This window comes from Empedobacter sp. UBA2044 (assembly GCF_002333005.1).
Lineage (GTDB): Bacteria > Bacteroidota > Bacteroidia > Flavobacteriales > Weeksellaceae > Empedobacter > Empedobacter falsenii_B.
This window is the reverse complement of sequence record NZ_DDBA01000016.1, coordinates 1-4,326: the sequence shown is the minus strand read 5'-3', so window position 1 is coordinate 4,326 and position 4,326 is coordinate 1. Positions and strand designations below refer to the sequence as shown.

The 4,326-nt window shown below is 31.5% G+C and carries 4 protein-coding genes, 1 pseudogene and 1 riboswitch; of the genes and pseudogenes, 4 read left to right on the top strand and 1 reads right to left on the bottom strand.

Features of this window, described 5'->3' with window-relative positions:
• Positions 1-26: 26 nt before the first annotated feature.
• Positions 27-95, top strand: a riboswitch (Fluoride riboswitch).
• Between the two features lie 29 nt (positions 96-124).
• Positions 125-1,432, top strand: coding sequence for a chloride channel protein (locus B4E59_RS01665; RefSeq protein ID WP_219034981.1), 1,308 nt, complete (start codon positions 125-127; stop codon positions 1,430-1,432).
• Positions 1,433-1,466: 34 nt separating this feature from the next.
• Complete coding sequence (locus tag B4E59_RS01660; RefSeq protein WP_219034982.1) at positions 1,467-1,796, top strand: DUF190 domain-containing protein; 330 nt, start codon at positions 1,467-1,469, stop codon at positions 1,794-1,796.
• A 225-nt stretch (positions 1,797-2,021) separates the two neighbouring features.
• On the opposite strand, the pseudogene B4E59_RS01655 reads toward B4E59_RS01660, so the two are convergent.
• Positions 2,022-2,282, bottom strand: a pseudogene (locus B4E59_RS01655) (transposase); the annotation flags it as partial.
• A gap of 218 nt (positions 2,283-2,500) precedes the next feature.
• Between B4E59_RS01655 and B4E59_RS01650 the strand changes: the two are divergent.
• Together B4E59_RS01650 and B4E59_RS01645 are read left to right on the top strand one after the other, a co-directional pair.
• Positions 2,501-3,316: an HAD family hydrolase gene (locus B4E59_RS01650; protein ID WP_286495788.1), complete on the top strand. Its 816-nt coding sequence runs from the start codon at positions 2,501-2,503 to the stop codon at positions 3,314-3,316.
• Between the two features lie 79 nt (positions 3,317-3,395).
• The gene (locus B4E59_RS01645) at positions 3,396-4,301 is read left to right on the top strand and encodes a polysaccharide deacetylase family protein (RefSeq protein WP_221855957.1); all 906 of its coding nucleotides are present in this window, start codon (positions 3,396-3,398) and stop codon (positions 4,299-4,301) included.
• Positions 4,302-4,326: the final 25 nt, after the last annotated feature.

Genomic DNA, 4,326 nt, shown 5'->3' with positions numbered 1-4,326 from the left:
GAGGATATGACGTACCCACAGTAGCAGACGAAAAAGGAAATGGTGTTCTTCCTTACCCAACCGCTATAAAAAAAGCTGATGACGCCTGATTAAGTTAAGTGTTTAACATTTAATCAGGTAGTTTATGCAGACAAAACAAAAAAAATCATTCAGCAAAAAAATCAATTTACAACTTTGGTCGTTGTTTAGACGTTATCCAACTATTCCTTACATCCTCAAATGGACATTCATTTGCTTATTTATCGGACTTTGTGTTGGTAGTGCTTCCGCAGGTTTTCTTCAATCATTGGATTGGGTTACGAATTATCGGGAAAATCATTTATGGTTAATTGCATTGTTGCCTATTGGTGGTTTTTTCATTGGCTTACTTTATTATTATTTGGGCAAAGACATTAAACCAGGAAACAATTTACTTCTTGATACCATTCACGACCCTAAACAAATTATTCCCTTCCGTATGGCTCCGTTTGTTTATATCGGAACCGTGGTAACACATTTATTCGGTGGTTCGGCAGGGCGTGAGGGAACAGCTCTACAAATGGCGGGTGCAATTGCCGACCAATTCAGTAAACCTTTCCGACTTTCTGAAAGCGAGCGAAAAATTTTAATCATTTCAGCCATTTCCGCAGGTTTTGGGTCTGTATTTGGTACACCATTGGCAGGTGCAATTTTCGGTTTAGAAGTGTTTTTAATCGGACGATTAAAATACGATGCTATTTTTCCCGCATTTGCAGCCGCTATTTTCGCAGACTTAGTTACGAAACTTTGGCAAACACACCATACTCATTACTACATCAATTTTGTTCCCGACATCTCTTTTTTAAATATCATTTACGCAATCATTGCAGGAATTATTTTTGGATTATGCTCAGCAACATTTAGTAAAACAATACATAAGGCAAGTTCTATTTTCAAATCAAAAATTGAGTATCCACCTTTCCGACCTTTGATAGGCGGTGTTATTGTTGCTCTTGCAGTTTGGGCAATAGGCACAACAAAATACATTGGCTTAGGTATTCCTACAATTGTTCAGTCCTTTGAAGAACAATTACCTATGTATGATTTTGCCTTGAAAATGATTTTTACCATCATCACATTGGCAGCAAGTTTTAAAGGTGGAGAAGTTACTCCACTGTTTTTCATTGGGGCAACTTTAGGTAACGCATTAAGTTATTTCATTCCATTGCCAACAGCACTTTTAGCAGGAATGGGATTTGTTGCCGTTTTTGCAGGAGCAACGAATACGCCATTAGCTTGTAGCATTATGGCAATTGAACTTTTTGGTGCTGATTGCGGAGTGTATGTTGCAATTGCTTGTGTAGTTGCATATTTAGTTTCAGGACATAACAGCATTTACAACAAACAAATGGTTGGCGAACCAAAGCACAAAAGATTTTCGAACCACGAAGGAAAAAGATTAAATGAACTTTAAAATTGTGAATATGAATACAAACAATATAAACGTAATGAGAATTTATTTTGGCTACGGACAAACAGTCAAAGGACAATCTTTATGGCAACGACTTTGGAGCAACAATTTGGGACAATTACTTTTAAAGAAAGCGAAAGAAATGAATATTGAACAAGCCAATATTTTTATTGCAAAAGCTGGTTATTTAGACAACGATAAGATAAGTTTCAATATTTCAGAAATTCCATCTAAAAAAAATCCAGTTTGCCTTGAACTTGTGGACACTGCCGAAAAATTAAAAAATTTTATAGGGCAAAATAGAAAAGAGCTAAACGAAACAAATGTTATTCTACTAAATAATGAATGTTTTAAGATTGACCAATAAAAAAAGGACTTATAAAGCCTGTTGAACCCTTTGATAAACTCAGGATAGGCTGAAAAAAATTGTATCAAGAATAGAATTTTATCTTCAAAAACCTTTTTCTCGATACAAAATTCTTTCAGAATTCCACTCGAAATGACAGGTTTATTGATAAAATTAAAACGGGTTCATAAATTATAAAATAACATTATAACATGTAAACAAACATTATTTAATACCCATCGAGCATTATTCGACAAGATTAATTTTTAGCTTATTACTATTTCTATTTCTATTAAACATAAATTATTTAGATATTGAATAGTGGTTAAAGTTGTAATTTTGGCTAAAATTATGGTTTTAAAACCACCGAAAGTTTTGGCACAATTTCGGTCTAATCATAAACTGATCACAGAGCTGAGAGAATAAGGTTTCGATTCTTTTTCTATATTTTTTGAACGCATAAAATTGTGGTTTATACTCTTTTTGATTAGCTTTTTTAGGTGTTTCTTTACATTAACTTCTTTTTTGTCACTCCTCTACACAAACTTATATTGAATAATACTTAAACTACTCGATAATATCATGGAGAAAAAGTTACACTATTGAACAATTTTCTTATTTTTTTATAAAATTCTAAGCACGTGAACAACGAAGAAGAACAAACCAAAAATTTATAACTAACTTTGAGGTCTCAATTATGAGACCTTTTTATTTAAGAAAAATCAATGCAAAATATAAAATTAATCGTGACAGATATGGACGGAACTCTGTTACGTTCTAATCATTCGTTAAGTCCAGAATTCAATAAAATTTACGAAGAATTAAAAGAAAACAACATCACATTTGTACCTGCAAGTGGTCGTCAATATTATAGTATCATTTCTTATTTTGAAAATATAAAAGATGAATTGGCAATTATTGCTGAAAACGGAACCTATGTTACCTATAAAGGTGAAGAAATTTTTGTTGACGAATTGGATTGGTCTGTTGTAAAAGAAATCGTAGAAGAAGTGCGTAAAATAGAAGGCGCAAATATTGTTTTGGCTGGTAAAAATGCAGCTTATGTGGAATCGAAAGATGAAACTTTTTTAGAATATTTTAAAAATTATTATGACAAAAATATTTGGGTTGATGATTTAACTAAAATCGAAAATGAACAATTCATTAAAATTGCAGTAAATCACGCTGATGGAACAGAATTTAATGTATTTCCAAAATTAGTTGATTTTGAAAAATATGGATTAAAAGTTGTGGTTTCTGGAGAAGTATGGTTAGATGTAATGAACAAAAAATCGAACAAAGGAGTTGCATTACAAGCTTTGATGAATAAATTGGATATTTCTTCTGAAGAAATCATTGTTTTTGGGGATTTTATGAATGATTTGGAGATGTTACATTTGGCAAAATATAGTTTTGCAATGGAAAATGCGCATCCAAATGTAAAAGAAGTGGCAAATTTTAAAGCGCCTTCTAACGATGAAGATGGTGTAATTCAAGTTATTAAGCAATATTTACAACAATTAAAAACCGTAAACACTTAATAATCTGACAAATAACATCAATCATTTAACATTTCAAATCAGATTAAATTATTAATTTCGCACAAAACCTAAACAATCAATGTTAGCTATCAACAAACATCTAAAAAGCTTTCTTGCAATTGGAACTTTACTTTTTGTTTTTTCTTGTAAAAACGAAAATAATCCTATTCAAAATCAAACAACAACTTCTTCTGAACCAAAAGAAATTTTGCAGAATGATGTTGATTCTGTTTATACGGTAAAAGTTGACTCTTCAGTTTTGAAATTAGATACTATTGCAAAAGAAGAAAGGAAAAATCCTATTGATTCGACAAAACAATATGTTTACCTAACTTTTGACGATGGTCCATATAATGGAAGTAAAAATATCAATAAAATATTAACCGAAGAAAATGTAAAAGGAACGGTTTTCTTAGTTGGTTTTAATGCTTTTACGAAAGATTTGAAACAACATGTAGAAGATTATAAAGCCAATCCAAATGTAGAAATTGCTAACCATACTTTTTCGCATGCGCGTAACAAATACAAAGCTTTTTACAGTGTTCCAGAAAATGTTTATGAAGATATTCGCAAAAATGAGGTGGTATTAGACATACATTCTCGTTGGGTTCGTTTACCTGCACGTAATACATGGCGTTTGAACAAACGCAAAAAAGACGATCCAGTAAAAAATGCAATTCCAGCAGCTGATTTATTGGCTAAAAATCAATACTATATCTATGGTTGGGATTATGAATGGGAAAGAAGTGGAAAAAAATCTGTCAATCATCAGCTTTCTTCGCCTGAAAAAATTTACGAAGGAATTGTACATCGTTTGGATCAAAATAAAACATTCGAAAAAAATCATTTGGTAATTTTAATGCACGATGATATGTTTAATGAAGATTATAATGCAGAAAAATTAAGACAATTAATTGTTTTATTGAAACGTAATCCGAAAATTGTTATTAAAGGAATTTCTGGATATCCAACCAGGATTAGCTAAATAAAATATGTAACGTCCTGAAAAA